Annotated in this window: 28 protein-coding genes; 19 read left to right on the top strand and 9 right to left on the bottom strand. The window is 62.5% G+C overall.

The genetic code is table 11. The annotated features are described in order from the left end of the window. The first annotated feature begins 105 nt into the window (after window positions 1–105). The 4 genes from JOZ06_RS17680 to JOZ06_RS17665 all read left to right on the top strand — a co-directional run bounded on the left by JOZ06_RS17680 (window position 106) and on the right by JOZ06_RS17665 (window position 5,000). The gene (locus tag JOZ06_RS17680) at window positions 106–861 is read left to right on the top strand and encodes a transporter substrate-binding domain-containing protein (protein ID WP_293234848.1); all 756 of its coding nucleotides are present in this window, start codon (window positions 106–108) and stop codon (window positions 859–861) included. Between the two features lie 249 nt (window positions 862–1,110). Continuing rightward, a complete protein-coding gene (locus tag JOZ06_RS17675) occupies window positions 1,111–2,988 on the top strand; it encodes a methyl-accepting chemotaxis protein (RefSeq protein WP_293234846.1) in 1,878 nt (625 codons plus the stop codon). Between the two features lie 229 nt (window positions 2,989–3,217). Then, the gene (locus tag JOZ06_RS17670) at window positions 3,218–3,949 is read left to right on the top strand and encodes a hypothetical protein (protein WP_293234844.1); all 732 of its coding nucleotides are present in this window, start codon (window positions 3,218–3,220) and stop codon (window positions 3,947–3,949) included. Window positions 3,950–3,962: 13 nt separating this feature from the next. After that, window positions 3,963–5,000, top strand: coding sequence for an aldo/keto reductase (locus JOZ06_RS17665; protein WP_293234842.1), 1,038 nt, complete (start codon window positions 3,963–3,965; stop codon window positions 4,998–5,000). Window positions 5,001–5,069: 69 nt separating this feature from the next. On the opposite strand, the gene JOZ06_RS17660 is transcribed toward JOZ06_RS17665, so the two are convergent. Genes JOZ06_RS17660 through JOZ06_RS17630 form a run of 7 tightly spaced genes read right to left on the bottom strand, consistent with a single transcriptional unit; the run spans window position 5,070 to window position 12,078 of the window. Then, window positions 5,070–5,969, bottom strand: coding sequence for a 4-deoxy-4-formamido-L-arabinose-phosphoundecaprenol deformylase (locus JOZ06_RS17660; protein WP_293234840.1), 900 nt, complete (start codon window positions 5,967–5,969; stop codon window positions 5,070–5,072). A gap of 3 nt (window positions 5,970–5,972) precedes the next feature. Next, window positions 5,973–7,016, bottom strand: a complete 1,044-nt coding sequence (locus tag JOZ06_RS17655; protein ID WP_293234838.1) for a bifunctional UDP-4-keto-pentose/UDP-xylose synthase — start codon at window positions 7,014–7,016, stop codon at window positions 5,973–5,975. Between the two features lie 24 nt (window positions 7,017–7,040). After that, window positions 7,041–7,970, bottom strand: coding sequence for a formyltransferase (locus JOZ06_RS17650; RefSeq protein WP_293234836.1), 930 nt, complete (start codon window positions 7,968–7,970; stop codon window positions 7,041–7,043). After that, window positions 7,967–8,908 carry a glycosyltransferase gene (locus JOZ06_RS17645; RefSeq protein WP_293234834.1) on the bottom strand — a complete coding sequence of 314 codons (942 nt, stop codon included), beginning with the start codon at window positions 8,906–8,908 and terminating at the stop codon, window positions 7,967–7,969. The genes JOZ06_RS17650 and JOZ06_RS17645 overlap by 4 nt, the downstream gene beginning before the upstream one ends. A gap of 6 nt (window positions 8,909–8,914) precedes the next feature. Then, a complete protein-coding gene (locus JOZ06_RS17640; RefSeq protein WP_293234832.1) occupies window positions 8,915–10,039 on the bottom strand; it encodes a DegT/DnrJ/EryC1/StrS aminotransferase family protein in 1,125 nt (374 codons plus the stop codon). 15 nt (window positions 10,040–10,054) lie between these two features. After that, window positions 10,055–10,426: an SMR family transporter gene (locus tag JOZ06_RS17635; RefSeq protein ID WP_293234830.1), complete on the bottom strand. Its 372-nt coding sequence runs from the start codon at window positions 10,424–10,426 to the stop codon at window positions 10,055–10,057. Next, complete coding sequence (locus JOZ06_RS17630) at window positions 10,423–12,078, bottom strand: glycosyltransferase family 39 protein (RefSeq protein ID WP_293234828.1); 1,656 nt, start codon at window positions 12,076–12,078, stop codon at window positions 10,423–10,425. Before JOZ06_RS17630 ends, JOZ06_RS17635 begins: the two co-directional genes overlap by 4 nt. Window positions 12,079–12,198: 120 nt before the next feature. Here JOZ06_RS17630 and JOZ06_RS17625 point away from each other — a divergent pair, with 120 nt between their 5' ends. From JOZ06_RS17625 to JOZ06_RS17610, 4 genes are all read left to right on the top strand, one after another. Continuing rightward, window positions 12,199–12,675, top strand: a complete 477-nt coding sequence (locus JOZ06_RS17625) for a WbuC family cupin fold metalloprotein (protein WP_293234826.1) — start codon at window positions 12,199–12,201, stop codon at window positions 12,673–12,675. Window positions 12,676–12,685: 10 nt separating this feature from the next. After that, complete coding sequence (locus JOZ06_RS17620) at window positions 12,686–13,159, top strand: hypothetical protein (RefSeq protein WP_293234824.1); 474 nt, start codon at window positions 12,686–12,688, stop codon at window positions 13,157–13,159. A gap of 63 nt (window positions 13,160–13,222) precedes the next feature. Next, window positions 13,223–13,918, top strand: a complete 696-nt coding sequence (locus JOZ06_RS17615; RefSeq protein WP_293234822.1) for a hypothetical protein — start codon at window positions 13,223–13,225, stop codon at window positions 13,916–13,918. Window positions 13,919–14,093: 175 nt separating this feature from the next. After that, a complete protein-coding gene (locus JOZ06_RS17610) occupies window positions 14,094–14,540 on the top strand; it encodes a universal stress protein (RefSeq protein WP_293234820.1) in 447 nt (148 codons plus the stop codon). Here JOZ06_RS17610 and JOZ06_RS17605 read toward each other — a convergent pair whose 3' ends face one another. Further along, a complete protein-coding gene (locus tag JOZ06_RS17605; RefSeq protein ID WP_293234818.1) occupies window positions 14,541–15,842 on the bottom strand; it encodes a methyltransferase in 1,302 nt (433 codons plus the stop codon). Between the two features lie 157 nt (window positions 15,843–15,999). Between JOZ06_RS17605 and JOZ06_RS17600 the strand changes: the two genes are divergently transcribed. From JOZ06_RS17600 to greB, 11 genes are all read left to right on the top strand, one after another. Then, the gene (locus JOZ06_RS17600; RefSeq protein ID WP_293234816.1) at window positions 16,000–16,998 is read left to right on the top strand and encodes an asparaginase; all 999 of its coding nucleotides are present in this window, start codon (window positions 16,000–16,002) and stop codon (window positions 16,996–16,998) included. A 450-nt stretch (window positions 16,999–17,448) separates the two neighbouring features. Further along, the gene (locus JOZ06_RS17595) at window positions 17,449–18,003 is read left to right on the top strand and encodes an ATP-binding protein (RefSeq protein ID WP_293234814.1); all 555 of its coding nucleotides are present in this window, start codon (window positions 17,449–17,451) and stop codon (window positions 18,001–18,003) included. A 199-nt stretch (window positions 18,004–18,202) separates the two neighbouring features. Then, entirely contained in the window at window positions 18,203–18,424 is a 222-nt protein-coding gene (locus tag JOZ06_RS17590) for an RNA-binding S4 domain-containing protein (RefSeq protein ID WP_293234812.1), read from the top strand. Further along, window positions 18,417–18,602 (top strand): oxidoreductase-like domain-containing protein, encoded by a 186-nt coding sequence (locus JOZ06_RS17585; protein ID WP_293234810.1) that lies wholly within the window; start codon window positions 18,417–18,419, stop codon window positions 18,600–18,602. Before JOZ06_RS17590 ends, JOZ06_RS17585 begins: the two co-directional genes overlap by 8 nt. Continuing rightward, on the top strand, window positions 18,595–19,449 hold the full coding sequence (locus JOZ06_RS17580) for a 3',5'-nucleoside bisphosphate phosphatase (RefSeq protein ID WP_293234808.1): 855 nt from the start codon (window positions 18,595–18,597) through the stop codon (window positions 19,447–19,449). The genes JOZ06_RS17585 and JOZ06_RS17580 overlap by 8 nt, the downstream gene beginning before the upstream one ends. Before the next feature lie 10 nt (window positions 19,450–19,459). Beyond that, window positions 19,460–20,080 (top strand): L-threonylcarbamoyladenylate synthase, encoded by a 621-nt coding sequence (locus JOZ06_RS17575; protein ID WP_293234806.1) that lies wholly within the window; start codon window positions 19,460–19,462, stop codon window positions 20,078–20,080. 70 nt (window positions 20,081–20,150) lie between these two features. Next, window positions 20,151–20,807: a site-2 protease family protein gene (locus JOZ06_RS17570; protein ID WP_293234804.1), complete on the top strand. Its 657-nt coding sequence runs from the start codon at window positions 20,151–20,153 to the stop codon at window positions 20,805–20,807. A 2-nt stretch (window positions 20,808–20,809) separates the two neighbouring features. Further along, window positions 20,810–21,655, top strand: coding sequence for a ScpA family protein (locus JOZ06_RS17565; protein ID WP_293234802.1), 846 nt, complete (start codon window positions 20,810–20,812; stop codon window positions 21,653–21,655). A gap of 82 nt (window positions 21,656–21,737) precedes the next feature. After that, window positions 21,738–22,319, top strand: a complete 582-nt coding sequence (gene scpB, locus JOZ06_RS17560; protein ID WP_293234800.1) for an SMC-Scp complex subunit ScpB — start codon at window positions 21,738–21,740, stop codon at window positions 22,317–22,319. A 46-nt stretch (window positions 22,320–22,365) separates the two neighbouring features. Beyond that, window positions 22,366–23,628, top strand: a complete 1,263-nt coding sequence (rluB, locus tag JOZ06_RS17555; protein ID WP_293234798.1) for a 23S rRNA pseudouridine(2605) synthase RluB — start codon at window positions 22,366–22,368, stop codon at window positions 23,626–23,628. 24 nt (window positions 23,629–23,652) lie between these two features. Further along, a complete protein-coding gene (greB, locus tag JOZ06_RS17550) occupies window positions 23,653–24,210 on the top strand; it encodes a transcription elongation factor GreB (protein ID WP_293234796.1) in 558 nt (185 codons plus the stop codon). On the opposite strand, the gene JOZ06_RS17545 is transcribed toward greB, so the two are convergent. Then, window positions 24,192–24,641: a MarR family transcriptional regulator gene (locus JOZ06_RS17545; RefSeq protein WP_293234794.1), complete on the bottom strand. Its 450-nt coding sequence runs from the start codon at window positions 24,639–24,641 to the stop codon at window positions 24,192–24,194. The two genes, greB and JOZ06_RS17545, sit on opposite strands and share 19 nt — an antisense overlap. Window positions 24,642–24,867 lie beyond the last annotated feature (226 nt).

Genomic DNA, 24,867 nt, shown 5'->3' with positions numbered 1-24,867 from the left:
CATTGCGCACAAAATATGACCGCGATCAATTTGTGAATGTCATTAAAATAATACATTGGCATCATAAAACAACGATGTATTTGCGGCATTTGAGGAAGAGAATCGATGGGGGGGAATCATTCGGCCCGGCGCTTTGTCTGGGCGTGTTGTCTGGCCGTGACGGCTTGGTTGGCTGGCGGCGCGGCCGCATGGGGCGAGCCCGTGCTGCAACTGGTGACGGAAAACCAGCCGCCATTGAATTTTGAGGAAAATGGCCACGCCGTCGGGGTGTCGACCGCGGTGGTCGCCGAGATGCTGCGTCGGGCGCATCTGAGCGGGCAATTTTCGGTATTGCCGTGGTCGCGCGCCTTTGCCATGACGCAGCAGACGGCCAACACCTGTATCTATTCCATTGTCCGTTCGCCCGAGCGCGCGCCACTGTTCCATTGGGTTGGCCCGATTGCGGTCAACCAGTGGGTGTTGTACGCCGGGCCGGCTTTCAAGGGCCATCTCGATACGCTGGATGATGCCCGGCCCTACCGCATCGGCGGCACGCTGCACGACGCCAAGTCGGACTATCTGCGCACGCAAGGCTTTACCCGGCTGGAGCTGGTCGGCGACGAAGAGCTCAATGCGCGCAAGCTGCTGGCCGGCCACCTCGACCTGTGGATCGCCGCCGCCGGCCGGGCGCAAACGTTGATTTCCTTGGCGCCATATCACGGTATCCGCCCGCTGCTTGCCATCGGCAAGTCGGACCAATATCTGGCTTGTCATCCCGAGACATCCCCCGAGATGCTGGCGGCGCTGAATCAAGCGTTGCAAAGCATGCGCAAGGACGGTTCTCTACGCGCCCTGACCGGCATGTTTAGCCCTATTCCTTGAAAATCCCCCTTCGATATTAAATTGATAACCACAATTCCGGCTGTGATTCAATCGGTATTTTTACCTGCGTGGGAGGGATGAGACACCCGCTGAAAATATCGCTGCAACGCGTGATGCAGGGGGGTATCGTGCTCGGCAACTAGCTGCTTTGAATACAATATTTCCAATCCATTGTTCATTACGGCTACATCAGGCGCACCGGCCCGGCAGGACCGGCGATAAAAGAAGATTTCACAGGAATACCCCATCATGCGGTCTCTGAGCGTCAAACTCATTGTCTTTGTCGCCATGCTCATGGCGCTGGTCAGTCTCGTCATTGCCGTGCTGGTATACGGTCAGATGCGTAATGGCATGGTCGAAGGCGTCGACCATGAGCTGTCGGGCACGGCCCACGGCTATGCCGCCTTTGTGAAAAATTGGTATACGGATAAGTTGACCAGCGTGGTCGCGGCAGGCGCCATCGCCGACATGGCCGAGCCGGTGCCGGCGCTGGGCCGTGTCAATGAGGCCGGTGGCTTCACCAAGTCGTATATCGGCTTCGCCGACCGCCATATCGTCTATTCCGACGGCCACGCCGCCAAGCCGGGTTATGATCCGACCGCGCGTCCCTGGTACAAAATGGCCTCCGGCAGCGGCAAGCCGGGCGTCACCCCGCCTTACACCGATTTCACCACGGGTCGTATCTGTTTGACCTTTGCCGCGCCGGTCATTAGTAACGGCACGCTCAAGGGCGTTGTCGGCGGCGATGTGCTGGTCGACGATCTGGTCAAAACCGTGCTGTCGGTCAAACTGCGCGGCAACGGCTACGCGTTTCTGGTGAGCAAGGACGGCAAGGTGCTGGCGCACCCGGATGCGCAGTTGGCGCTCAAGCCGCTGACCCAGGCGTCTCCCGATCTGACGGCGGACCGTCTGGCCGCTGCCGCCGGTAGCGGCGAGACCCTCGAGGTGAGCATGAACGGCACGCCGACCTACGTGCAGATCGTGCCGGTCGAAGGCACCGATTGGCTGCTGGGCGTGGCAATGGATACCTCGGTGGTGTCCGGGCCGATGGTCAAGGTGATGATCTCCATTTCCATCACCGTGCTGGCGGCGTTGATCATCCTGGTGCCGTTGGCGAGCTTCGTGCTCGCGCGCATGCTCAAGGGGTTGCGCCGGTTGGAGAGCGCCATGCGCGAAATTTCGCAAGGCGAGGGCGACCTGTCGCGCCGCATCGAGGTGATCGGGCAAGATGAAATCGCCGAAACCGCCAATGCCTTCAACGTGTTCATCGGTCAGTTGCAGACGATGTTCCAGGGCGTGAAGCGCGAGGCGGATCATCTGATCGAGGGCGTGCACGCGGCAAGCGCCTCGGTTCAGAAAGTGGTCAGCGATTCGCGCGAGATCTCCGACGTGTCGAGCGCCAATGCCGCCACGCTGGAACAGATCACCGTCAGCATTTCGCACATCGCCGACGCGGCGCGTGAGGCCGACGGCCTCGTGTCGCAGACCGGCACGGTGTCGAGCGAGAGCGCCGGCGACATGGATAAGCTGTCGACCGAGATGGGCGATACGGTCGGTGTGGTCAAGGGATTGTCGGATATGTTGAGTTCGCTCGATCAGCGTTCGCAGCAGATCTCCGGCATCACCGACGTGATCAAGGACATCGCCGATCAGACCAATCTGCTGGCGTTGAACGCCGCCATCGAGGCGGCGCGGGCCGGCGAACAAGGGCGCGGCTTTGCCGTGGTGGCCGACGAAGTGCGCAAGCTGGCCGAGCGCACCGGCAGCGCCACCCAGGAAATTGCCGGCATGGTCGAGATGATCCGTTCCGAAACCGGACAAGCGGTCAACAACATGCAACTGACGGTGCGCGCGGTCGACGGCGGCGTGGGGCTGACGCACAGCGCGGCGGAACGCATTGTGTCGATTCAGGATTCGATGCGCCAGGTCGAAGCCAAGATGAATGAGATTGCGTTGTCCACCAGCGAGCAGCACAAGGCCACCACCCTGATCGCCCAAAGCACCGAACGGATCAATGGCCGCATCATCGACAATGATCAGTCGCTGGGCGACGTGCATAAGACCTTGTCGACGTTGACCCAAGGCGCGACACGCATGCGCGAGATGTTCGGGCGGTTCCGGGTGTAGCTATATAAGGGAGTGGAGAGAAGCAAAACCTGAACGGCGGGAGTAAAAGCCGGCCCCCACTCCCGTTTTCAAGGTGTTGCCCTTACTCCCGCAGTGGAAGCGCGCACAAGCGTAACGGCGGGAGTGGAAAAGCGGGGGTTCCGCTTCACCCACTTCCGTTCCCACAGGGTGGCAAACGTCATGCGAGCGGATTATGCTGGTAGCCCGTTCACTGTCGGATCAACCTGTCATGCTGCTGCTAGGTCTGGGTCTGGAAACCGCCGGCGCCGTCAATGGCGACCTTGCCGACAACGTCATCACCGAAGTGGGGCTGGTGCTGTGGGATAGCGAGTTCGGGCAGCCGCTGGAGTGGCTGTCGGTGTTGCTGAAGCCCGAGGGACCGATATCGCCCGAATCGGCGGAGGGAACGGGGCTCTCCGACGCGCTGCTCGCCCGCCATGGCCGGCCGTGGGATATCCGCACGCTGCAGCCGATCGCCAATCTGATGCAAAAGGCCGACTACGTGGCGGCGCATAATGGCCGCGCGTTCGACCGCGTTCTGCTCGAACGGGCCTTTACCCGTTTCGGTTTGAAAATGCCGGCCACGCCGTGGCTCGACACGCAATACGACATCGATTACCCGCGCGCTTGCACGGGGCGGCAGTTGCTCTATCTGGCCGGATTCCACGGCCTGCTCAATACCTTCCCACACCGCGCCATCGGCGCCGTCATGACCTTGCTCGCGATTCTCAGCCGCTATGAACTGGGGCAGGTGATTGCCAACAGCCAGCGGAAATGGCTGCTGGTGCAAGCCAATGTGCAGTACGACGAACGCGAAAAGGCGAAGGAACGCGGCTTCCGCTGGCAAAGCGACGGCGGACGTCATTACGACAAATGCTGGGTCAAACGTATTCGCGAGGACCAGCTGGTGGCGTTGCAAGCCGCCTGCGACTTCAATCTGACCATCCTGGAACGCTGGTAAAAGGAGTGTGACGATGAAATACCGTTTATTGGGCCAAACCGGCCTCTACGTGTCCGAACTGTGTCTCGGTACGATGACGTACGGCAGCGAGGGCTTCTGGAAAGTGATGGGCGGGCTGGGACAGTCGGCCGTCAACGAGCAGATCGCCTACGCCTTCGAGCATGGCGTCAACTTTATCGATACCGCGAACGTCTATGCGCTCGGTCAATCGGAGACCCTGGTGGGGCAGGCGCTGCGGGAACTGAAGCTGCCGCGCGATCAACTGGTTATCGCGACCAAGGCCACCGGGGTCATGGATGAAAAGACCCCCAACGACCGTGGCCAATCGCGCTATCACTTGTTCAATCAAGTCGACGCGAGCCTCAAGCGGCTGCAGGTCGACCATATCGATTTGTATCAGCTGCACGGCTTCGATCCGCTGACGCCGTTCGAGGAGTCGCTGTCGGCGCTGGATGCGCTGGTGCGTTCGGGCAAGGTGCGTTATGTCGGCGTGTGCAATATGGCCGCTTGGCAAATCATGAAGGCCCAGGGCCTGTCGGCGCAGAAGGGCTGGGCGCGTTTTGCCAGCTTGCAGGCGTACTACACCGTCGCCGGGCGCGATCTGGAGCGCGAGCTGGTGCCGCTGCTGCAAGATCAGCATATGGGGCTGATGGTATGGAGTCCGCTGGCGGGCGGGCTGTTGAGCGGCAAGTTCCAGCGCGATGGCAGCGGGCCGGCCGGTAGCCGGCGCGCCAGCTTCGATTTCCCGCTCGTGGACAAGGTGCGGGGTTTCGACTGTGTCGACGCCATGCGGCCGATGGCCGAGGCGCGCGGGGTCTCGGTGGCGCAGATTGCGCTGGCATGGCTGTTGTCGCGCCAGGTGGTGAGCGCGGTGATCATCGGCGCGCGGACGATGGATCAGCTGCGCGACAACATTGCCGCCAGCGGCGTGATCTTAAGCGTGGAGGAGTTGGCCGAGTTGGACCGGGTCAGCAAGCTTCCGCCCGAATATCCGGGGTGGATGATCGAGCGGCAAGGCCAGTATCGCGCCACGCCGCCCGTTCACGAGTAGGACCAAGAGCCCCGCCCGCGTAGGGCGCACTCGCCGAAGGCAGTGCGCCACGGACGGCCTGGCTAAACGCTAGCCCTGCAGCGCCAGCGTGCCGCTGCGGCCCGGAATCTCGCCCATCAGCACCGGGCAGCGCGGCAGCGCGGCCAGGTCGGTTCCCGCCAGCAGTTCCGCGCAGGAAACCAGTTCGTAGCCCTGGCGCTTCCAGCCTGCCAGGAGCCGGTCGAGCACGTTGAGAAGACGCATGCCTTCGAGTTCGGCGTGCAAGGTGTAGACGTGCCCACTCTCCGGCGCCTCGGCGGTCAGATCGAGCAGCGCCTGATGCACGTTGTCGTTGGTCAGGCCGTCAAGCCCGATCAGCTCATCCAACGTCGGCAAGGTGGTCGGCAGCTGCGGCACGCCTAGATTGCGTCCTTGCGCGTCGACCGGCTGAAACGGATGACGACCTCGGCAATCCGAGGCGTAATCCAGTCTCAGCGTCGCCTCATGCGCGTAGGCGGCGGTGTTCATCTGCCAGCCGGCTGCGCCGTGGGTGCGCGGCGGGTGGCCGAATACCTGGGTGAAGCGCTCCGCGGCGCGGTTCATCTCGCGCTCGGTCCAAGCGGCGTCCTTGCCGGCGACAAAATCCTGCCACTTGATATGATCCCAGGTGTGGATGCCGACTTCGAAGCCGGCATCGCGCACGCCGCGCATCAGCGCGGCTTCGCGCCGGCCGATGTCGGGGCCGGGCAGCAGCGTGCCGTAGAGCAGCGTGCGGATACCGTAGTGCTCGACCACCGAGGTGCGGGAGACTTTCTGTAGAAAGCCCTTGCGGAACACGCGGCGGATGGCGCGGCCGGTATGGTCCGGTCCCAGGCTGAACAGGAAGGTCGCGCCGGCTTGGTGGCGAGCGAAGAGCTCGACCAGCTGCGGCACGCCTTCACGGGTGCCGCGCCAAGTATCGACATCGACCTTGAGAGCCAGCTTGGGCATCGGTTACTCCGCCAGATCGCGCGCCGAAGCGGCTTGATCGCGGTAGAAGTCGAAGATGCCTTTGAGCGCGTCGGCCATGGTCACTTTCGGTTCCCATTGCAGATCGGTCATGGTGTTGGCGATCTTCGGCACGCGATTTTGCACGTCCTGATAGCCCTTGCCATAGTAGTCGCCCGACGTGGTTTCCAGCATCTTGACCTTGGCGGCGTTCTCGCGGTATTCCGGATACTCGGCAGCGAGCTTGAGCATCATATTGGCCAGTTCGCGGATCGAGTAGTTGTTCTTCGGGTTGCCGATGTTGTAGATCTGCGCAGAGGCTTTGCCGTCGCGGTTGTCGATGATCTTCATCAGCGCGCTGATACCGTCGTCGATGTAGGTGAACGCACGCTTTTGCGCGCCGCCGTCCACGAGCTTGATCGGTTCGCCGCGCACGATATGGCCGAGGAACTGGGTAATGACGCGGCTCGAGCCTTCCTTCGGCGTGTGGATGCTGTCAAGCCCGGCGCCGATCCAATTGAACGGGCGGAACAGGGTGTAGTCCAGGCCTTCTTGCTGGCCGTAGCCGGCAATGACGCGGTCCATCAGCTGCTTGGAGCAGGCGTAGATCCAGCGCGGCTTGTTGATCGGGCCGTAGACCAGATCGGAATTTTCCGGATCGAATTCGGCGTCGGTGCTCTTGCCGTATACCTCGGAGGTGGACGGGAAGACCACGCGTTTCTTGTATTTGGCGCACCACTTGATCACCGGCAGGTTGGCTTCGAAGTCGAGCTCGAACACCTTGAGCGGCGCCTGGACGTAGGTGGCCGGGGTGGCAATGGCCACCAGCGGCAGTACCACGTCGCACTTCTTGACGTGGTATTCGATCCATTCGCGGTTGATGGTGATGTCGCCTTCGAAGAAGTGGAAGCGCGGGTGATCACGCCATTCCAGCACGCGGTCGGCGTGCATGTCCATGCCATACACTTCCCAGTCGGTGGTTTCGATGATGCGCTTGGTCAAGTGGTGGCCGATAAAGCCATTGACGCCAAGGATGAGTACTTTTTTCATGAGGGTTCTACCGTTTCACTTTTTTTAAAGAGGGAGTGCCGCATGCTCGCCAAAGCAGGCGGCGAATCTTGCGGGGTCCAGCGTTTGTCCATCGAGCTCGGCGCTGATCACGCGCAAAGCGCCGCCATCGGCGGCATCGAGGCGCAAATGCGCGCCATCGACGCGCAACGTGGCGCGGACTGGGGCTGGCTGCCCGCCCGCCGGCGTGATCACACGGGTTTTCCACAGGATCAGCCGACCGGCCGGCGTGTCGGCAAAGGCGCCGGGATAGGGGTGAGAGAGCGCGCGAACGAAGTCGTGCAGGACGCGGGCTGGCTGAGCGGCATCAATGCGGCCGTCTTCCGGGCCGCGGCCGCCAAAATAGGCGCCCTGGCTCAGGTCTTGTCGGGTGAGCGCGGCGCTGCCGTCAATCAGGCGTGGCAGGCTTCTCTCCAGGACGATTTCGGCCGCGACCACCACCTTGTCGAAGACTTCGGCGGCGGTGTCGTCGGGCAGGATCGGCACGGCGAACTGATCGACCAACGGGCCGTTGTCCGGCTTGACGTTCATTTGGTGCAACGTGGCGCCGGTTTCGGTTTCGCCATGGATGACCGCCCAGTTGATCGGCACGCGGCCACGGTATTTCGGCAAGAGCGAGCCGTGCATGTTGTAGGCGCCGCGCCGTGCCGTGCCCAACAGCGGCGCTTTGAGCATCTTGCGATAGTAGAACGAGAACAGAAAGTCCGGCGCGAGCGCACGCACGCGCGCCACCACCTCGTCGCTGTTGGGGTCGTCCGGGGTGATGGTCGGAATGTCGTACTCCGCCGCCACCTGCGCCACGCTGCCAAACCAAATGGTTTCGCCGGGATTGTCCTCGTGCGTGACCACCAGCGCCACATCGACGCCAGCGCCGATCAGCGTCTTCAGGCAACGCACGCCGACATCGTGATAGGCGAATACCACGGCGCGCGTCACGGCTGTTTCTCCAGCACGGCGCTGATCAGATAGCGCGGACGTTTGCGGACTTCCTGGTAGATGCGGCCGACGTACTCGCCCAGCAGACCAATGCCGAAGAGCGCGATGCCGATGAGCAGGAAGGCGATGGCGAACAGCGTGAACAGACCGCCTTCTTCCGGCCCGATGATCAGACGGCGCGCGCCCATGTAGATCACCAAGAGCGTCGACAGGAACGACACCATGATGCCGAGGAAGGAGAACAGCTGCAGCGGCACCAGCGAAAAGCCGGTCATCAGGTCGAAGTTGAGCCGGATCAGCGCGTAGAGCGAGTACTTGGAATTGCCGGCGAAGCGTTCCTCGTGGCCGACCACCACTTCGGTCGGCCGCTGGGCGAACTGGTAGGCCAGCGCCGGGATGAACGTATGCAACTCGTTGCACTGGTTGATGGTGTCGATGATGCGGCGGCTGTAGGCGCGCATCATGCAGCCTTGGTCGGTCATGCGGATGCGGGTAATGCGCTCGCGCAGGCGGTTCATCATGCGCGAGGCGACATGGCGCCACAGGCTGTCGTTGCGCTTGCGACGGATCGAGCCGATGTAGTCGTAACCCTCGTCCATCTTGGCCAACAGCACGCCGATGTCTTCCGGCGGGTTTTGCAAGTCGGCGTCGAGGGTGACGATGCGCTCGCCGCGGCAATGTTCGAAACCGGCCAAGAGCGCGCGGTGCTGACCGAAGTTGCCGTTGAACAGGATGACGCGCGTAACGTCGGGCCGCTGTTCGAATTGATCCGCCAGCATGGCCGCGGAACGGTCGCGGCTGCCGTCGTTGATGAAGACGATTTCGTAGCGCACGCCCAGGGCGTCCAGGGCCGGGTACAGGCGCGCGAACAACGCCGCCAATACGGCTTCTTCGTTGTAAACCGGTATGACTACCGATAAGTTTATGACTTCGGACATGATGGTTTAATTTAGTACAGGTTTCATGACTTGCGAGAGCGCCGCGCACACCCGGTCGACGTCTTCGTCACGCATGGCGGGGAACAGCGGCAACGTGATCGTGCGCGCGCCAATGTCTTCGGCCACCGGAAAGTCGCCCGCCTTGAAGCCGCGCTCGGCAAACAATGTGAACAGGTGCATCGCCGGGTAGTGTACGCCGATGCCGATGCCTTGCTGCTTCATGGCGTCGATAAATTCGCCGCGCGTCATGCGCATGCCGGCGAGCGGCAACAGCGGCTGGAACATGTGCCAGTTGCCGTGGGTGAAATCGGCGGGGGGCAGCGCGAGGCCCAGCGCCGGGTCCAGTCGATCGAAATAGCGCCGCGCGAGTTCGCGTCGGCGGGCATTGAAGCCTTCCAGCCGCTCAAGCTGGCCCAAGCCGATGGCGGCGGCGATGTCGGTCAGGTTGGCCTTGCCACCCAATACGTCGACGTCCATCGTGCCGTCCGGCAAGCGGGTGACGCCTTGCAGGCGCAGCTTCTCGAACAGGCGCGCCTCGTCCTCGTTATTCATCACCAGGCAGCCACCCTCGCCACTGGTCATGTTCTTGTTCGGGTGGAAGCTGAAGGACACCAGGTCGCCGCCTACGCCGATGCGTTGGCCGTTCCAGTTCGCGCCCATCGACTGCGCCGCGTCTTCGATCACGCGCAAGCCGTGCGCGCCGGCGATGCGGTACAGCCGTTCACGGTCGACCGGCAAACCGGCCAGGTCGACCGGCAAGAGCGCGCGGGTGCGCGGCGTGATGGCCGCTTCGATCAGGTTCAGATCGATGTTGCGCGTGACCGGGTCGACGTCGACGAACACCGGGGTGGCGCCGACCGCCAGCACGACGTTTGCCGTGGCAATCCACGACAGCGGGGTGGTGATGACCTCGTCGCCCGGACCGATGCCGGCGACTTGCAGCGCCATTTGCAGCGCGGCGGTCGCGGAGGTGACCACGCGCACCGGTCGTCCTCCGGCGTAGTCCGACAACTTGGCCTCGAATTCGCGGCAGCGCGGGCCGGTGGCGAGCCATCCCGAGCGCAGCACGTCGCCAACGGCGGCGATGGTGGCTTCGTCGATATCCGGACGGGTAAAAGGCAGAAAATCCATGAGCGGGTCCTTTGCTTAACTGCGCGCTACCAGCACCACACCGACGATGATCACGGCGATACCCATGAGTCGTTGTGCGGTGAGCATTTCGCCGAACAGCCACCACGCGAGTAGCGCGTTGACCACGTAGCCGATGGAAAGCATCGGGTAGGCGACGCTCACCTCGACGCGCGAGAGTGCCAAAATCCACACCACCACGCTGACGACATAGCAAGACAACCCGCCGAAGATCGGCAGGTTGGTGGCCAGCTTCCAGCCGATGGGCCAAATGTTGGCGGGCGAGAAATCGAAGTGGCCGATTTGGCGCACGCCGGCTTTCAAACACAGCTGCGCGACGGCATTGAGCAACACGCCAAACAGGATCAGAGCGAATTCGAGTAATTTCATGGCTTGGCCACCACTAGTCTGCGCGGGTCTTGATAGGCGATACGCATCGGCAGCCCTTGCGCCTTGAGCTGCTGATACGTGTCTTCCGACAGGAAGGCCAGCGCGCGCGGCGCGGCTTGCCAACGGGCGACGAAACCGTCGAGTGTGGGAATCCAGTGAGAGGGTTCGATGTGTTCGCCCAGTTCGAATTCGTCGACGTAATCGACCAGCACCACATCGCGGCGCAAGTAGAACGGCAGCGTCTGGTCGTAGGTGCGTACGGAGAAGACCTCGGTGTCGGCCGTGGGGTGGAGCGTCTGAACGATCTCCTTGCTGCTCTTCAATTGCGCATAGGCATTGTAGCCGACCTCGACCAGCGACAGCGCGGCGAGGCTCGCCAGGGACAGCATAATGACGGCCGCCGTCAGCCGCTCCAGCGCGAGAAAGCGCCAGGCGCAGGCAGCGCCGACGAGGAAGACCACGGCGGCCAGCTGGACATGGTGGGCGAGCGACTGCAGCACGGCGAGCGGCGTATCGGCACTGACCCAGCGGCGAACGAGGAACGACGCCACCAACAAGGCGATCCACAGGCACACCGGCACGATCATGTGCTTGAACAGCATGGCCGGGCGCTGGTCGGCGAGCGCGCGGCCAGCCAAGAGCGCGAGTGCCGGGAACATCGGCAGGATGTACGAGGGCAGCTTGGAGCCGGACACGCTGAAAAAGACGAATACGAACAGCGCCCAGATCAGCAGCAGGCGTTCGGGCTGCACGAGGCAGCGTCCCTCGCGCCGCAATCCCTGCGCCAGTACCGCCGGCAATAGCGTGATCCAAGGCATGAAGCCCACGAGCAGGTAGGGCACGAAGTACCATACCGGGCCGGTGCGGCGGTGCTCGGTGGTCAGAAAACGTTGGACGTGCTCATGGATGAAGAAGAAATGCGCGAAATCCGGATTCTTCATCGAAACCAGCACGAGCCATGGCGCGGTCAGAAGCAGCAGAATGATCAGACCGGTAATCAGATGCAGGCGGCGCCATAGCGTGAATTGACGCGATAGCAGGCTGTAGAGCACCAGCACGGCGCCAGGGATGGCGATGCCGATCAGGCCTTTGCAGAGTGTGGCGCCCGCCATGCCGGCCCAGCACAGCCACATCCAACCGCGGCGCGTGGTTTGCCCTGCGTCCTCCTGCTGCGACAGCAAAAAGGCGCACAGCGACAAGGTCAAAAACGCCGTCAGCCCGGTATCCAGATTAAGAAAATGGCTGTTGAGCATCACCCAACTGCTGCCGCCCATGATCATGGCCGACAGGTGGCCAGCTTCCCGGCCCCACAGGCGGCCAGCGGTGAAGCCGACCAGGGCGATGGACAGGAAGCCCGCCAGCGCCGGCCACAGCCGCGCGGCGAATTCGTTGACGCCAAACCATTGGAAACTCAAAGCGCCCAGCCAATAGGGCAGCGCGGGCTTTTCAAAATACAGCAGGCCATTGAGGCGTGGCGATAGCCAGTCGCCGCTTTGCAGCATGCCGAGCGAAATACTGGCGTAGCGGCCTTCATCTGGGTGGATGAGCACGTTATGGCCGATGGTACCGAACCAAATGACGGCAAAGATCAACCAGGCTAGCCATACGTGGCGGGTGGGCGCGGAAGTCGTGTCGAAGGCGTGATGGGTCATTGCTTGGCGGTCGGCGCAGCGTGAATAAAAGGCATCTATTGAAGGGTGTTTCACCAAAGTCTGACATAATAACCATGCTGACTTGAAAGCACAAACGCCGTATTTTCTTCGAGGTAAAGCATGAAGAGTTTGAAACGCGCCGACTTGACCGCGCTTAGCGCCAAAGCGGCGGCTGCGCCGCGCTTGCGCGCCCATTGGAATGGCCATGAGGCATTGTCCGACCCGATTCAACGGCTGGCCATTGCCATGGAACCGGGCACCTATGTGCGCCCGCACCGCCACCCGCACACCTTCGAAATGTTGCTCCCCCTTTCCGGCGCGTTTGATCTGATCCAGTTCGACGAGCATGGCACGGTAACTGCCCGTCACCGCCTAGGCCGCGATGGCCTCGCCGTCTGCGAGCAGCAGCCCGGCTCCTGGCATTCGGTGATCGCGCTCGATCCCGGCAGTGTGATTTTCGAGGTCAAGCACGGGCCGTATGCGCCGCTTGCCGCCGACAATCTGGCAAGCTGGTCCCCGGCGGAGGGCGAGCCGGCCGTGCCCGCGATGCTGGAATTTTTGGCGCACGCCGTGGTCGGAGACCGTTTCAACGGATAAGGAAACGCACGTGGCTGGATGGCTTGCCGTTTTGGAACGAAGACAGATCGGCATCTATTTGGCCGCTGTCGCGCTGGCGACGGCGGTTGCCCTGGCCTGGCCGACGGCAACCGCTTTGTCGGCCGCCATCGATCCGGCGTTGGCGCTCATGTTGTTCGCAACCTTTCTGCAAATTCCCCTGTCGTCGCTGGGGCGGGCTTTTCGCCCTTCGCGTTTTCTGGCGGCGTTGTTGGCGGCAAATTTCCTGGTTGTCCCCTGTTTGGTGTTGGCTCTACAGCCCTTGTTGCCTAAGGACCCTCTGAACAAGTTATTTGCCACTGCGTTTGGTCAACAGGCGGCCGGGTGCAAGGCGCGCGACGCAGGTCGCAGTTATTCTGCGATGCCAAGGAGCGCAACGCCGTCAGGCGGCCGCCTGTTGGCCAAACCCTTCGGGGCGGCGCCTGGCGGTCGGTCTGCTTTGTTGCGCGGCTTGTGGATGGAATGACCATCCACTGCGCCCCGCGCCGCGCATCCCATTCCACCAGGGGCCGCCGCAGCGGTAAATGACTTGTTCAGAGGGTCCCTAACGGCGGTGCGCTTGGGCGTATTGCTGGTTTTGCTGACCCCGTGCATCGATTATGTGGTGACGTTTTCGCATCTGGGGCGCGCCGATGCCGGCCGGCTCTTGGCGGCCACGCCGGTGCTCTTGGCGATGCAGGCGTTGCTGTTGCCGGTCTATCTCGGCCTGTTTCTCGGCGCCGGGGCGGCGACGGCGGTACGCGTGGCGCCTTTTGTGCACGCGTTCGTCGGGTTGATCGTCATTCCGCTTTCCCTGTCCGCGTTGCTGCAGCACTGGGCGGCGCGAGCCGTCGCCGGGCGGCGCTTGGTGCAAGGTTTGGCGTGTCTGCCCGTGCCGGCTACCGCCCTCGTTTTGTTTGTGGTAGTGGCCGCGACGGTGCCGCGGCTGGGCGCGGCGTTGCCCGCGGTGGCGCGGGTGCTGCCGCTGTACGGGTTGTTTGCGCTGGTTGCCCCATGGCTCGGCGCGTGGGTAGGGCGCCTGTTTCGCCTGGAGGCGAGCGCTCGGCGGGCGGTATCGTTTAGCGCCGGCACGCGCAATTCGCTGGTGGTATTGCCGTTGGCGCTGGCCGTGCCGGGCGCCGTGCCGTTGTTGCCCGCGGTGATCGTTTCGCAGACGCTGATCGAGTTATTGGCCGAACTGTGCTACATCCGCGTGCTTGCCCGCTGGGTGAGGGATGCTGATTAAGCGTCTTTAACAGAACACATTTCGCGGTTGGGCAGCGTGCGTTCGCGAAGCAACGCACGGCCTAGGTTCGCAGAGGGTCCCTAATCATTTGGCATGGGGCTTGCGCCTAGTCAAACCTTGCAGGATGGCGCGGGTCTACAGTGAGTTATCGATCGTTCCATGCAAGGAGCCTGCCATGCTGTACCAGCGGATATTCGTGCCGGTTGATAACAGTTCCCCTTCCGATCTGGCGCTGACCGAAGCGGTTCGGCTCGGAAAGTCCCTCGGCGCGACGCTGATTCTTGCGCATAGCGTCGACACCACGCCGCAAAGCCACGGCCGTACCGAGCTGATCGACAACGCGGGCATGACCCAGCCGCTGGTGGAAGCGGGGCGAGACCTGTTGCAGGGGGCGCAGACGCGCGCGCGCAAGGAAGGCGTGGCGTCGGAAATGCTGTTGGTGCAAAGCCGGGGTCAGCCCGTGCCGCAGGCGTTGTTGAAGGCCGCGCGTGACGCGGCCGCCGACGTTATCGTCATGGGAACGCACGGCCGTACCGGCATCATGCATCTGCTGCTGGGCAGCGTGGCCGAAGGCGTGCTGCGTCAGGCCGATCTTCCGATTCTGCTTGTGCGGGGCGACTGATCAGTTTGGTCGGCGCGCCGTGACCAGCCAGCAGGCGAGCGGGGCGCCGCCTTCGATCCGCAATGTTTCCGGAATGATGTCCACGTGGTCGAACTGGAGCTGGTTGAGCAGGGCGTCGACATAATGCTCGCCATGTCGGAAACGTCCCGTGGACTGAATTTCGTACGGCGCCGTGCCGTCTTCCAACGCTTCCAGCGTCATGATCAGCCGCCCGCCCGGCCGCAGCGCTTCTCGCGCCTGCTGCAGGAACGGGGTCAGATCGCCGAAATAAATCAGTAAGTCGGCGGCGGTGATCAAGTCATAGTGGCCGGGGTGCGCGCCGAGCCAGTCGACGATCTCCCCTTGCTGAAGCACGTGGTAATGACCGGTGCGGCTCGCATGGCGCAACATCTTGTCCGACAGGTCCAGGCCGGTCAGCTGATGGCATTGGTCCGCGATCAAGCTGCCGACCAAGCCCGTGCCGCAGCCGGCGTCCAGCGCGCAAAGCCCCTGCGGGCAGGCGGCGGCGACGGCGCCTGCGACGATATGATGGCCGCGATAACCGAGTTCGGCCTGGTGTTGATCGAACGTATCGGCGTATTCGTCGTATTTGGCTTCGATATAAGCGTTGGCGGCGCGCGTCGGCACCTCGTCGCGCAAGCAGGCGTGATAGAGGTGCTGCGCGGTCGGGTCGTTCGGATGTTGCGCCAGGTGCTCCCGGTAGCATTCCGCCGCGTCCTGCTGACGGCCCAGGCGTGCCAGGGCCATACCGCGCATGACGAGCGGCTGGCCGTTGGCGGGCGCTGCGACGAATGCGCGCAGCACGCATTCGGCGGCATCTTGATCCCGGCCTTGCCGGGTCAGCCAGTTGGCGTAATTGGCCCAAGCATCGACCAGCGTTTCGTCGAGCGAGACGGCCAGTTCGAACGCCTCTCCGGCCAGCTCCGTTTCTCCCAGCTGCTCGCGCATGGCGCCCAGGTTGTTCCATACCTGGGCGTTTTCCGCGTCAAGGAGCAGCGAATGCTGGAAGAAGCGTGCCGCCTGTTCCGGCTGGCCATGCGCGGCCAGCAGATTGCCCAGATCGTTGAGCCAATCGGCGCGATTGGGTTCCAGCTCGATGGCATGCATCATGCGCTCGATGGCGCCCAGCATTTTTCCCTGTCGGAACAACAGCAAGCTGCCCAGATGCAGGGCGGGCGCATACTCAGGCGCCTTGGCCAGCAATTGCAGGCACAGCGCCTCCGCCTGTTGCATATCGTTGCGGTCCAACGCAGCGCGCGCTTGGGCCAATTCCGTTTCCGCTTGTTGCTGTTCGATTTGCATACCACCTCCCGATGCGCCGCCGGCGCAGTCAGACTATCTGAGTATCTTAAAATACAATTTATAAATTATGCCAGTCCGTAAGGGTTTTCGTCGCGTCGGCATGCTTGTGTGTCATCACAATGCGTTACCATCCAGGCATGAACAACGGAGATTGAGCATGCCAAGAATTTTGATGTTGTATACCGGCGGCACCATCGGCATGGCCGATACCCCGGAAGGCCTTGCACCGGCGCCTGGCCTGCTGCCGCGTCTGATTGCCCGTTTGCCCGAGGGGCGCTGCGAGCTGGACATCGTTGAATATCCGCAACTGATCGACTCGTCCGCCATCACGCCGGCGCATTGGCGGCAGATCGTCGGCGATATCGTCGGCCGACGCGATCAGTTCGACGGCTTTATTGTGGTGCACGGTACCGATACGATGGCCTATACCGCCTCAATGCTGGCCTTCGCGCTGCAGGGACTGGCCAAGCCGGTGGTGGTGACCGGGTCGCAGTTGCCGCTGATCCGGCCTGGCAGCGATGGCTGGACCAATCTGTCCGATGCGATCGAGGCGGCTTGTCAGCCCGATCTACAGGAGGTCGTGATCGTTTTCGACCGGGTGATGCTGCGCGGTTGCCGCGCGCGCAAGGTGGATGCCGCCGGCTTTCACGGATTCGATAGCCCAAACTGTCCGCCGTTGGCGGAGTTCGGCATCGTGCCGGCTTGGCATCGCGCGCGTTGGCGATCAGCCAGCGGGGCGTTGTCTGACCAGGCGCCGCAACTGGATGCCAACGTGGCCGCCTTTTTCTTGACGCCCGGCGCGGGCGCGGGCTTGATTGGCGCGGCGTTGTCGGCTCAGCCGTTGGATGGCGCCGTGCTGATGAGCTACGGCAACGGCAATGCCCCGGACGACGAGGCGCTTTTGGCCGGCGTGTCGGCCGCGGCGGCGCGCGGCACGCTGGTGTTGAACATCACCCAGGCCTTGCGTGGCGCGGTGGCGCCCGGCGCCTATGCCGCAAGCCAGCCGCTGGTGCGCGCCGGCGCGGTGCCCGGGGGCGATCTGACGCCGGAGGCTGCTGTCGCCAAACTGCTCTGGGTGTGCGCCCTGCCGGTTGATATGGTCCAAAAGCGGGATGCCTTGACGCGAGACTGGGTCGGCGAGGTGGCGGTGAATTGATGTCCTGGCGCGGCGGGCTGCCTATTTTTTTTGCATGTGCGCGAGACGTTCGCCGCATCAAGGACTTGCCGGTCTTGTCCACAACCGACCCACAGGCCTTTCCACGCCCCGGGTGGAAAACCGCATTGACGGTGGCGCATGATCTTTTGTGCGCCCTTTTGACGGCACGGCCGTTGGATTTGCCTGTTTTTTGCGCAGCCGGGCGAGATCGTCGTCTGTTCAATGACTTGCCGCGCTTGTCCACAGCCGACTCACAGCGCTTTCCACTCCGTTCGTGGACAATCCTTTTTTGTTGCTCAAAAAATAAGCGGCCACAAAAATCGTCAGCCGATCATCGACTTGCCTGGACTATCCACAAGCGGCTCACAAGGCTGTCCCCGCTGGGTGTGAGAATTTACCCCGCAGCGTTGTGGATCATATAATGTTCAACTTTGACGGTGGATTGACGCTATGCGGGACGGGGTGTGCAAGGTGGCGATCGTCGGACCGGAGTCGTGCGGCAAGACGACATTGGCCGAGACGCTGCTGAAGCGTTTGCAGGCGGCCGGCATCTCGGCGCAACTGGTGCCCGAATACGCGCGCGCCTATTATGCCGCGCGGCCCTATCAGCCGACACCCGCGGATGTACTGGCCATCGCCCGCGGGCAATTGGACGCCGAGCGGCATGCCGCCGCCAGTGGCGTGCGCTGCCTGTTGTGCGATAGCACGGCGTTGACATGCCGTATTTGGGCTGAGGTGGCGTTCGGCCGGGCTGAACCGGCGTTGGCCATGCTCCATCGTCCTCAGGATTACGCGTTGACCTTGCTGCCGTTGCCGGATATTCCCTGGGCGCCGGATCCGTTGCGCACGCATTCGGATGGGCGGGAGATGCTGTTGGCGCGTTATCGCGCGGCACTGGCGGCGACGGGTTCGTCCTGGCGCGAAATTGCCGGTGAAGGCCCGGCGCGCGTGACGGCGGCCTGGCAGGCATTGCGGCAAGTGCTGCCGGATTTGCCTAAAATTTAATCAGTTCAAAAAACCGCTTTTTCCTCAGTGGTTTGATGGAGTTGTCCACAGTCGGCTCACAGTCCTGTCCCGGACGGACGGGGATAGTCTGGCTGGGGTGCCTAAAAAATAAGCTGTCGGAATTTTCCCTGATGGCAGAAGGAGTTGACTGGGTTATCCACGGTCGGCTCACAGTACTATTCAGCGTGGATGTGAAGAAATGCAGAAAACTTTTGAATTACGCGGTGAATACATCGCTTTGTGCGATTTGCTCAAGATTTGCGGCGTGGCCGATAGCGGCGGCGCGGCCAAGCATTTGGTGGCTGAGGGCGGTATCGCGGTCGATGGCCAACAGGAGCTGCGCAAGACCTGCAAGATTCGCCCGGGGAGCCGTGTCAGCGGCACGGGTTTTGCCATCGACGTGGTCGCCGCGGGTGACTGACGCTTTGGACGACGCCGCGCCGACCGAGCCCATCCCGCCGGAGGACAGCATGTGCTGTGGCAGCGGCTGTGAATTTTGTGTCTGGACGGTTTATTTTGCCGAACTGGCGTCGTATCGTCAGGCGCTAGCGGATTGGCAGGCGCGCCAGAACGCCAACCGGGAGGAGCCGCATGGCTAGTATCGACTTGCATTTCCATTCTCGTGCGTCCGACGGCGCGCTGTCGCCCACGGAGGTCATCCGCCGCGCGCATGGCCGTTCGGCGAGCTTGGTGGCGCTGACCGATCACGATTGCCTCACGGGTCTCGCCGAGGCGCGCGCCGAGGCGCGGGCGCTGGCATTGCCCTTTCTCAATGGTGTCGAGGTATCCGTGAGTTGGGGCGTCAAGGCGCAGACGGTGCATATTGTCGGCCTGGGCTTCGATTCTGACGATCCCGTGCTCTTGGCCGGGCTCGACGCGGTGCGTCAGGGACGCATCGAACGGGCGCGCGAGATGGCGGCGCAGCTCGCGCGCGTCGGCATCGACGGGGCTTTCGAGGGGGCGATGGCCGTTTGCGACAACCCGGAACAAGTGAGCCGCACCCATTTCGCCCGTTTTCTGGTGGAACAAGGCCACGTCAAGGACGTACGCACGGTGTTCCGCAAATATCTGACGCCAGGCAAGCCGGGCTATGTGCCGCACCATTGGGCCGCCCTGGCCGATGCGGTTGGCTGGATCGTCGGCGCCGGCGGCGTGGCGGTGATTGCCCACCCTGGCCGCTACGATCTGGGGCGCACGCTGACTGAACGGCTGATCAACGAGTTCAAGGCTGCGGGCGGCGAGGGGATCGAAGTTGCCAGCGGCAGCCACAGCTTGGACGACTTGCATAAGTACGCGCTGATCGCTCAGCGTTACGATCTATGGAGCAGTGCCGGCAGCGATTTTCATGCGCCTGGCGAGGGGGGGCGCGACGTGGGCGTGACCGACGATTTGCCGCCGATCTGCCGACCCGTGTGGGAGCTGCTGGCAGACCGCGTACAGGCTTGATGGAGCAAACATGGCACAGTTTTTCGTGATTCACCCAGAAAACCCACAGGCGCGGCTGATCCGCGAGGCGGTGCATATTCTACGCGACGGCGGGGTCATCGTTTACCCGACCGACTCCTGTTACGCGCTTGGCTGCCAATTGGGCGACAAGCACGCGATGGAACGCATCCTGGCGATTCGCCAAGTGGACCTGAAGCACCACATGACCCTGGTCTGCCATAACCTGTCGGAACTGGCGAATTACGCCAAAGTCGACAACGCGCAATTTCGTTTGCTCAAAATGGCGACGCCGGGCAGTTTTACCTTCATTCTGCAGGCGACGCGCGAGGTGCCGCGTCGAACGCTGCACCCCAAACGCTCGACCATCGGCCTGCGCGTGCCCGACCACAAAGTGTCGCTGGCGCTGCTCGAAGAGCTGGGCGAGCCGATTTTGTCCTCGACGCTGATGTTGCCCGGCGATGCGGAGCCACTGTGCGATCCCTACGATATCCGGGACCGGCTGGAGCATCAGGTGGATCTGATTTTGGATGGGGGCTGGTGCGGCAGCGAGCCGACGACGGTGGTCGACTTGACCGATGGCGCGGCGCTGATCCGGCGCGGCAAGGGCGATGCCGCGTTGTTTGGCTTGTAATGTGTTGGCGCGAACGATTTACCTCGGAAAAGTACCAACCGAATCGGTCGATTTTCTGAAACGAGAGCCCATGGATACTCTGAATTTACTCCAAAAAATTTCCGTCTACGCGCTGCCGATCTTGCTGGCGATCACGGTGCACGAGGCGGCGCACGCTTATGCGGCGAAGCGTTTCGGCGATCCGACCGCCTATGTGCTCGGGCGCATGACGCTCAATCCGCTCAAGCACATCGATCCGTTCGGCACCATTCTGCTGCCGCTCTTGTGCCTGGCGATCGGCGGGTTCATTTTCGGTTGGGCGAAGCCTGTGCCGGTCAATTTCGGCGCACTGAGAAATCCGCGTGTCGGCAGCCGCTGGGTGGCTGCCGCCGGACCTGGCGCCAATTTGGTCATGGCGCTGATCTGGACGCTATTCTTCAAGCTCGCGCTGTTGATGGACAATGGCTATAGCGAGCCGCTGGCGCTGATGAGTCAGGCCGGCATGATGATCAACGTGATGCTGATGGCGCTCAATTTGTTGCCGATTCTGCCGCTCGACGGCGGCCGCATCCTGGAGAGCTTGCTGCCGCGCCGGCTGGCTTGGCAGTACTCGCGTCTCGAGCCCTACGGCATGTGGATTCTGATTGGCTTGTTGGCGTTTGGGCAGATCGGCGGGGTCAACGTGTTGTCGTTGATGCTCTCCCCGCTGGTGCAGCTGATGTACGGTCTGTTGAATTTGATGCTGTAATCATGAGCGGCGTTGGCGAAGACGGTTTTGTGCTTGAGGCGCCCGCGTTGCCAGACGGGGTGCCGGTGGCGCACGTGTTTGGCGAACCGGTGCTGACATTGCCGCAAGATCTGTTCATTCCCCCCGACGCGCTCAAGGTGATTCTGGAAAGCTTCGAGGGGCCGCTCGATCTGCTGCTGTATCTGATCCGCAAACAGAATCTGAACGTGCTGGATATCCCGATGGCGCCGATCACCGCGCAATACATGGCGTACATCGACGCCATGCAGCAGGAGCGGCTGGAATTGGCGGCGGAATATCTGTTGATGGCCGCGCTGCTCATCGAGATCAAATCGCGTTTGCTGTTGCCGCGCCCCCCGCGCGAGGACGAGAGCGACGCGGAGGATCCGCGCGCCGAGCTCGCGCGCCGGCTGTTGGAGTACGAGCAGATGAAGCTGGCCGGTCTCGCGCTCGATCGGTTGCCACAGGCTGAGCGTGATTTCGCCTGGCTTGCCGTGTTGATCGAACAAACGGCCGAAGCGCGGCTGCCGGAGGTGTTGCCGGCGGATTTGCGTGCGGCATGGCTTGCCATCCTGTCGCGTGCGGCGCGTAACCGTCATCATCAGGTCACCACCGACGAGCTGTCGGTGCGCGAACAGATGAGCTGGATTTTACGCCAGGTCGACGGTCGCGATTATGTGGCGTTCGAGGCGCTCTTCGATATCGATCGGGGCGTGTCGTATCTGGTGGTCAATTTCATCGCCATTCTGGAATTGGTCAAGGAGGGCTTGCTGCGCGTCAGCCAGGAGGCCGCCTACATGCCGATTTACGTGCGTGGCGCGGAGACGGCGCAGGAATCCTGGCGATAGGGTCTGTAACCTGCTCGCCATGTGACGGAATTTTCATGTAAAATCCGCACCTTCCCGCATTTTTTGCACATGACGCATCTCCATGACGGGTGACCCGATCCATTTCAAGACTGTTCTTGAAACCGCCTTGCTGACGGCGACCGAGCCATTGTCGGTCGGCCAGCTGAAGAAGCTGTTCGCCGAGGAGGTGGCCGCGACCGAGATCAACGACGCGTTGGAGGATATCCAGCGCGATTGGCTCGGACGCGGGGTTGAGCTCGTGCGTTTGTCTTCCGGCTGGCGCTTTCGCGCTCGCACTGAGCTCACGCCTTATCTGTCGCGGCTCAGCCCGGAGAAGCCGCCGCGCTATGCGCGCGCGGTCATGGAAACCTTGGCGATCATCGCCTATAAGCAACCTGTTACGCGCGGCGACATCGAGTCGATCCGCGGCGTATCGGTATCGACAGGGGTGATGCAGACCTTGTTGGAACGTGCCTGGATCGAAGTGATCGGGCACAAGGAAGTGCCGGGCCGGCCGGGGCTCTACGCCACCACGCGCAAATTCCTGGATGATCTGGGATTGCTCTCTTTGCGCGACCTGCCGCCCTTGGCCGAGTTGGGCGCCTTGGTGGTGCCAGACAGCGTGCCGGCCGACGAGCCGGACGACTCGCCTCTCGACGACTGAGGGGCTATGGGCGTGGGGACACGCTCCGGAAAGAACAGGAATCGACATGTCTAAAGGACAACGCCAACACGCCCGCCAACCGGTGGCGCGTGTCAAAGGCCGCGAAACGAGCCAGCCGCGCAACCCGGCTGCCGGCGGCACGCCGAAAGGCTCAACATTCATCAAATCCAAACCTGCGCAATTGCCGCCTGGCACGGGCAAACAGGCGCCGTTGGGCAAAAAGCCGGATACGGCCGCCGCATCGGCGGGCAAACAAGCGCCGTTCGGCAAAAAGCCGGGTACGGCCGCCGCATCGACGGGCAAACAAGCGCCGTTCGGCAAAAAACCAGGTACGGCCACCGCGCCGGCCGGTAGGGCGCCGAAGCCGCGCGATACGCGCCGCGATTCGCGCTCGCCGATCGAGCGCGAGGAGGCGCGCATGCCGCGCGAGGAACGCGCCGCATCGCCCAAAGTCAGCCGCGCCAAGAAACTGGTGCTGCGCGAGCCGGGGCAGAAGATGCAGGAGCGCGTGCGCAAGCTGCGCGAAACCCGTGTGGATAGCGACCGCATCGAACCGGTCCGGCTGCAGAAGGCGTTGGCGCAATCGGGCGTGGGCTCGCGGCGCGAGATGGAAGAGTGGATCGAGGCCGGCCTCGTGCTCGTCAATGGCCAAAAGGCCACGCTGGGCGATAAAGTAGGCCCGCACGACCGTGTCACGGTCAAGGGCAGCCAGATCAAACTCAAGTGGGCGGATCGGTTGCCGCGGGTGATTCTGTATCACAAGCAGGAAGGCGAGATCGTTTCGCGCGACGACCCGCAAGGCCGCGTCACGGTGTTCGACCGCCTGCCGCAGGCCAAAAGCAGCCGCTGGGTGGCGGTAGGCCGTCTGGACATCAATACCAGCGGCCTGTTGATCATTACCACCAGCGGCGAATTGGCCAACAACATGATGCACCCGAGTTTCGAGGTGGAGCGCGAGTACGCCGTGCGCGTGTTGGGCGAGCTGTCCGATGAGCAACGGCGCGAAATGTGCCGGGACATCGAGCTGGAGGATGGCCCCGCGCGTTTCGAGCGCATCATCGATCAAGGCGGCGAGGGCGCCAACCATTGGTATCGCGTGATCCTCAAGGAAGGCCGCAATCGTGAAGTGCGTCGCATGTTCGAGCACTTCGGCCTGCAGGTCAGCCGCTTGATGCGGGTGCGTTTCGGTCAGATCGGCCTGCCGCCGCGCTTGAAGCGCGGGCAGTTCTACGAGCTTAACGAAGTCGAGGTGGCCGCGGTGATGAAATGGGCGCACCTGACCATGACGGGCGCCAAGCCGCATCGCTGAGTGACGGCTAAGGATGGGGGCAGGATGAACAAGGCATTCACCAAAGAGCAGGACGGCGACGCTGACGACGATCTGCCCGCCGAACAGCGCCTGCCCGCCAGCAGTAAAAATTACCTGACGCCGGGTGGCTGGCGCCGCTTGAAGGAAGAGCTGTATCACCTGGTGCATCGCGAGCGGCCGGAAATGGTGCAGGTGGTCAATTGGGCCGCCAGCAACGGCGACCGTTCGGAAAACGGTGACTATATCTATGGCAAGCGGCGGCTGCGCGAAATCGACCGCCGCATCCGTTTTTTGACCAAGCGTTTGGAGATTGCCGAAGTGGTCGACCCGGAAATCCGCCCGGCGACCGACCAGGTGTTCTTTGCCGCCACGGTGCTGATTCAGCGCGGCGACGGCCAGGAGCAGTTGCTGCGCATTGTCGGCGTGGATGAAACCGATCTGTCGAAGAACCACATCAGCTGGATTTCACCGATTGCCCGTTGCCTGCTCAAGGCCCGCGAGGGCGACACGGTATTGTTTCGTGGTCCGGACGGGGAAGAGGAAATCGACATTCTCGAGGTGCGTTACGAACGCATCGAATGAGTGTCCGCGTCGGCGAGGGTTTCGCACACCGTGGCCCAGCCGCGCACGGCGTCTCGCCCCGCCAGGTGAAATGCCCGATCCAACAGCATGACCTGTTCGCCGTGAAGTTCCGCTTCCAGTTGGGTGCCGGCCGGCGTCAACTGTAGGCGCTTGACCCGCTTGTCCTTGGGGTCGAGGTGGCTCTCGATCAGTCCCATGCCGACGAGTTGGCGGATGGGCTGGTGCACTGCCTGTTTGGTGACGCCGAGCGCGGCGAGCAATTCCTTGACACTCAGTCCGCGCTGACAAGCGACAAAGAACAGGATGCGGTGATGGACGCGCGCCAGGCCGCGCCGGGCGAGAATGGCGTCTGGCTTTGCGGTCAACGCCCGGTAGGCATGAAACAATGCGGTCATGGTATGACGGTAGTCGGAGGGTGGGTCGTGGATCATACGCGCCTCATGCCAGATGGATATAAAATGTGTTCTTAAAGATAGCAAACAAAACGGCCCTGTTCGGGCCGTTTTGTTTTGAGGCTGTTGATAAAGCCCCTTACTTCATCGAAGTTGGGGCTTTGTCCTTTTTTCGCGGCGATTAAAAGACCTTTCTGACGTCGATTGTCGACCATGGCGCGCGTCGATCTTTGCTACATGAAGTCTCTAACTCCATGCCATCGTT

This window comes from Paludibacterium sp. (assembly GCF_019232825.1).
Lineage (GTDB): Bacteria > Pseudomonadota > Gammaproteobacteria > Burkholderiales > Chromobacteriaceae > Paludibacterium.
This window is presented reverse-complemented; position numbering and strand designations above follow the sequence as displayed.

Bases quoted from the DNA above. Each gene is read 5' to 3' on its own strand.
- JOZ06_RS17575 (WP_293234806.1), top strand. From the start codon at position 19,460: ATGGCACAGTTTTTCGTGATTCACCCAGAAAACCCACAGGCGCGGCTG.
- JOZ06_RS17570 (WP_293234804.1), top strand. From the start codon at position 20,151: ATGGATACTCTGAATTTACTCCAAAAAATTTCCGTCTACGCGCTGCCG.
- JOZ06_RS17635 (WP_293234830.1), bottom strand. From the start codon at position 10,426: ATGAAATTACTCGAATTCGCTCTGATCCTGTTTGGCGTGTTGCTCAAT.
- JOZ06_RS17565 (WP_293234802.1), top strand. From the start codon at position 20,810: ATGAGCGGCGTTGGCGAAGACGGTTTTGTGCTTGAGGCGCCCGCGTTG.
- JOZ06_RS17545 (WP_293234794.1), bottom strand. From the start codon at position 24,641: ATGATCCACGACCCACCCTCCGACTACCGTCATACCATGACCGCATTG.
- JOZ06_RS17625 (WP_293234826.1), top strand. From the start codon at position 12,199: ATGAAGAGTTTGAAACGCGCCGACTTGACCGCGCTTAGCGCCAAAGCG.
- JOZ06_RS17590 (WP_293234812.1), top strand. From the start codon at position 18,203: ATGCAGAAAACTTTTGAATTACGCGGTGAATACATCGCTTTGTGCGAT.
- JOZ06_RS17655 (WP_293234838.1), bottom strand. From the start codon at position 7,016: ATGAAAAAAGTACTCATCCTTGGCGTCAATGGCTTTATCGGCCACCAC.
- rluB (WP_293234798.1), top strand. From the start codon at position 22,366: ATGTCTAAAGGACAACGCCAACACGCCCGCCAACCGGTGGCGCGTGTC.
- JOZ06_RS17580 (WP_293234808.1), top strand. From the start codon at position 18,595: ATGGCTAGTATCGACTTGCATTTCCATTCTCGTGCGTCCGACGGCGCG.
- JOZ06_RS17605 (WP_293234818.1), bottom strand. From the start codon at position 15,842: ATGCAAATCGAACAGCAACAAGCGGAAACGGAATTGGCCCAAGCGCGC.
- JOZ06_RS17680 (WP_293234848.1), top strand. From the start codon at position 106: ATGGGGGGGAATCATTCGGCCCGGCGCTTTGTCTGGGCGTGTTGTCTG.
- JOZ06_RS17640 (WP_293234832.1), bottom strand. From the start codon at position 10,039: ATGGATTTTCTGCCTTTTACCCGTCCGGATATCGACGAAGCCACCATC.
- JOZ06_RS17630 (WP_293234828.1), bottom strand. From the start codon at position 12,078: ATGACCCATCACGCCTTCGACACGACTTCCGCGCCCACCCGCCACGTA.
- JOZ06_RS17645 (WP_293234834.1), bottom strand. From the start codon at position 8,908: ATGTCCGAAGTCATAAACTTATCGGTAGTCATACCGGTTTACAACGAA.
- greB (WP_293234796.1), top strand. From the start codon at position 23,653: ATGAACAAGGCATTCACCAAAGAGCAGGACGGCGACGCTGACGACGAT.
- JOZ06_RS17610 (WP_293234820.1), top strand. From the start codon at position 14,094: ATGCTGTACCAGCGGATATTCGTGCCGGTTGATAACAGTTCCCCTTCC.
- JOZ06_RS17665 (WP_293234842.1), top strand. From the start codon at position 3,963: ATGAAATACCGTTTATTGGGCCAAACCGGCCTCTACGTGTCCGAACTG.
- scpB (WP_293234800.1), top strand. From the start codon at position 21,738: ATGACGGGTGACCCGATCCATTTCAAGACTGTTCTTGAAACCGCCTTG.
- JOZ06_RS17660 (WP_293234840.1), bottom strand. From the start codon at position 5,969: ATGCCCAAGCTGGCTCTCAAGGTCGATGTCGATACTTGGCGCGGCACC.
- JOZ06_RS17600 (WP_293234816.1), top strand. From the start codon at position 16,000: ATGCCAAGAATTTTGATGTTGTATACCGGCGGCACCATCGGCATGGCC.
- JOZ06_RS17670 (WP_293234844.1), top strand. From the start codon at position 3,218: ATGCTGCTGCTAGGTCTGGGTCTGGAAACCGCCGGCGCCGTCAATGGC.
- JOZ06_RS17595 (WP_293234814.1), top strand. From the start codon at position 17,449: ATGCGGGACGGGGTGTGCAAGGTGGCGATCGTCGGACCGGAGTCGTGC.
- JOZ06_RS17675 (WP_293234846.1), top strand. From the start codon at position 1,111: ATGCGGTCTCTGAGCGTCAAACTCATTGTCTTTGTCGCCATGCTCATG.